3 protein-coding genes are annotated in these 2,363 nt (G+C 67.6%); 2 read left to right on the forward strand and 1 reads right to left on the reverse strand.

Features of this window, described 5'->3' with window-relative positions; all coding sequences use genetic code 11:
- The first annotated feature begins 309 nt into the window (after positions 1 to 309).
- Positions 310 to 1,350, forward strand: a complete 1,041-nt coding sequence (locus D7X12_RS40865; protein ID WP_341868274.1) for a hypothetical protein — start codon at positions 310 to 312, stop codon at positions 1,348 to 1,350.
- A gap of 89 nt (positions 1,351 to 1,439) precedes the next feature.
- On the opposite strand, the gene D7X12_RS40870 is transcribed toward D7X12_RS40865, so the two are convergent.
- Positions 1,440 to 1,949: a DUF1993 domain-containing protein gene (locus D7X12_RS40870; RefSeq protein WP_120630505.1), complete on the reverse strand. Its 510-nt coding sequence runs from the start codon at positions 1,947 to 1,949 to the stop codon at positions 1,440 to 1,442.
- Positions 1,950 to 2,093: 144 nt separating this feature from the next.
- On the opposite strand from D7X12_RS40870, the gene D7X12_RS40875 reads away from it, so the two are divergent.
- On the forward strand, positions 2,094 to 2,354 hold the full coding sequence (locus tag D7X12_RS40875; protein WP_244225085.1) for a hypothetical protein: 261 nt from the start codon (positions 2,094 to 2,096) through the stop codon (positions 2,352 to 2,354).
- The last annotated feature ends 9 nt before the right edge of the window (positions 2,355 to 2,363 follow it).

The following is a 2,363-nucleotide window of genomic DNA, read 5'->3' on the forward strand; positions in this document are numbered from 1 at the left end:
CCCCCAACGTTCCCAACACCCGCCAGCGCCCCACCTCCGTGCCGGGTTGGAGCGCCGCGGGGAACACCTGGGGTCTTTCCGAAGTCATGGACCCCCAGAGTCACATGATTTCCACTCAACCTGAAAGGTCCTGGAGCCCCACTCCGTCCCATCAACCCCGATGGCCTCGTGTAGAAAAAATACGGGCTTCACTGAAACGTGACACAGGGTCGGACCGATAATGGCTTGGGTGGGGTGGGTCAGACCGATCTGGTGTATTGAGCCGCCTCACCGCAGTTTCCCCCCCGTAGCCCCCCTTACGAGGAGTCCATGATGCTTCGTCGTCTCAGCTCAACCCTTCTTGCCGCGAGCATGTTCGCCGGTTGCGGTGGCATTGAAACCGAGCCGTCCTCCGAGCAGGTCGCGCCCGCGTCCGTCGAGTCCCAGCAGGCGCCCCTCCTCACCACCACGGACGTGGACGTGGCCCCGGAGTGCCAGGGCATCCTCACCTTCGTGAACACGTCGACGTACGCGACGCTGGACCAGTTCCTGCCGAGCAACGTCGTCACCAACCTCGTGAACCGCCGCGCGACGGCCCCGTTCACGTCGCTGGCGGACCTGTCGTCCGTGGCGCTCGTCGGTGAGGCCCGCCTCAAGCAGATCGAGGGCGGCGCCCGCACCCGCGCCTTCATCGGCGCGAACTGCACCGGCATCTTCGACGACGTCGCCATCTCCCAAGACGACGCGACGGCCATCGTGTCGCTGGTGAACACCATCAGCGACTCGGAGCTGCACGACGTCCTGCCGGACGCGTGGAACGGCGCCGCGAACCTCCTCAACCTGCGCCCGTTCACGTCGGCCCCGGCCATCGCGAACGTGACGGGCATCGGCGGCGTGAGCTTCCGGAACATCCGCAACGCCGCCACGCTGAGCCGCCCGTTCGAGGCGCTCGCCGCCGCGCTGACCGCCATCCCGAGCAACGGCTCCTACGGCGCCGTGATGCAGCGCCACTTCGACTGGTGGGACGTCGTCACGGCCAACCACCCGTACTCCCAGGGCGGCCCGACCTGCTTCGGCCTGGAGCCCAGCAGCGTCCCGTACGGCGCGTACATCCGCCCGAACCTGGCCAACGCCGCGGAAGTCCGCGCCGAGGTCAACTCCACGCTGGCCTACGTCAACGCGAGCGCGAAGCTCCCCGCTGGCGTCATCTCCGCGGGCCTCGCGAACCTGGACGCGCGCATCGCGGGCCGGACGTTCAAGGGCTGCATCTTCTCCTACGCGGATGACCCGTGGAGCAGCCACAGCGTCGCCATCTACGTCGACACGGTGAACGGCTTCAGCGTGATGACCGAGACCTGGTGGGCGGAGTAGTCGTCCCCGGCTGACAGCCCGGATGCAAAGAAGCCCCAGGTTCCCGCGAAGGGAGCCTGGGGCTTCGTCGTCAGGGACCGCCGCCGGCTTCAGCGACCGCCGAGGAAGTCCGCCTTGCCCAGGTCCACGCCGTTGTGGCGCAGCAGCGCGTACGCGGTCGTCACGTGGAAGAAGAAGTTCGGCAGGGCGAACTGCTTCAGGTAGCCCTCGCCGGAGAACTGCATCGGGTCGTGGCCACGGCGCGGCACGCTGATGCTCTTCTCCTCGGTGCCATTCAGCTTCTCGGCCGGCACCGACTCGATGAAGGCAATCGTCTTGGCGATGCGCGCCTCGAGCTCCGACAGCGAGGTCTCGTTGTCCTCGAAGGCAGGCGCATCCACCCCGGAGAGGCGCGCCACGCAGAACTTGGCCGAGTCACAGGCGATCTGCACCTGGTTCTTGAAGGGGAGCATGTCCGGCGCGAGCCGCACCGTCACCAGCACGTTCGGGTCGAACTTCTTCGCCTCCGCGTGCGCCCGGGCCTTGCTGATGCACTTCGAGAGGGCCCCCAGCATCGAGACAAAGATGGGGGTGCTGGCCGAGGACATGGAAATCGCCATGGAAAAGCTCCGGGAAAATGGGACGCCCCCTTCTAACCAGTGACCGCGGCCGGCGCAGCGTCCTCACGCCTTCCCGCCTGCTCCGGGGCCTGGCCGACCCTCACCCTGCCCCCTGGCCCCGGGAAGGAATCCGTGCATCCACGCGTGTCTACGGGTATAGACACGCCCATGTGCCCCCTGGTGAATACGAAGGACCTGATTGACGCCCAGGAGGTGGCGGGCCTGTTGCGCCTGGCCCACCCCAACAGCGTCAGCACATACCTGCGTCGCTACCCGGACATGCCCCGTCCGGTGCTCGACCTGGGCGCCGGGCGCCCGCGCCTCTGGCTCAAACCCCAGATGTTGCGCTGGGCCCGCGCCCGCCAGGCCGCCACCACCGACTCCCGCTCCGGAGGCTCCCGATGACCACCGCCA

Origin of the sequence: Corallococcus sicarius (assembly GCF_003611735.1) — a bacterium.
Taxonomy (GTDB): Bacteria; Myxococcota; Myxococcia; order Myxococcales; family Myxococcaceae; genus Corallococcus; species Corallococcus sicarius.

Bases quoted from the DNA above. Each gene is read 5' to 3' on its own strand.
- D7X12_RS40865 (WP_341868274.1), top strand. From the start codon at position 310: ATGATGCTTCGTCGTCTCAGCTCAACCCTTCTTGCCGCGAGCATGTTC.
- D7X12_RS40870 (WP_120630505.1), bottom strand. From the start codon at position 1,949: ATGGCGATTTCCATGTCCTCGGCCAGCACCCCCATCTTTGTCTCGATG.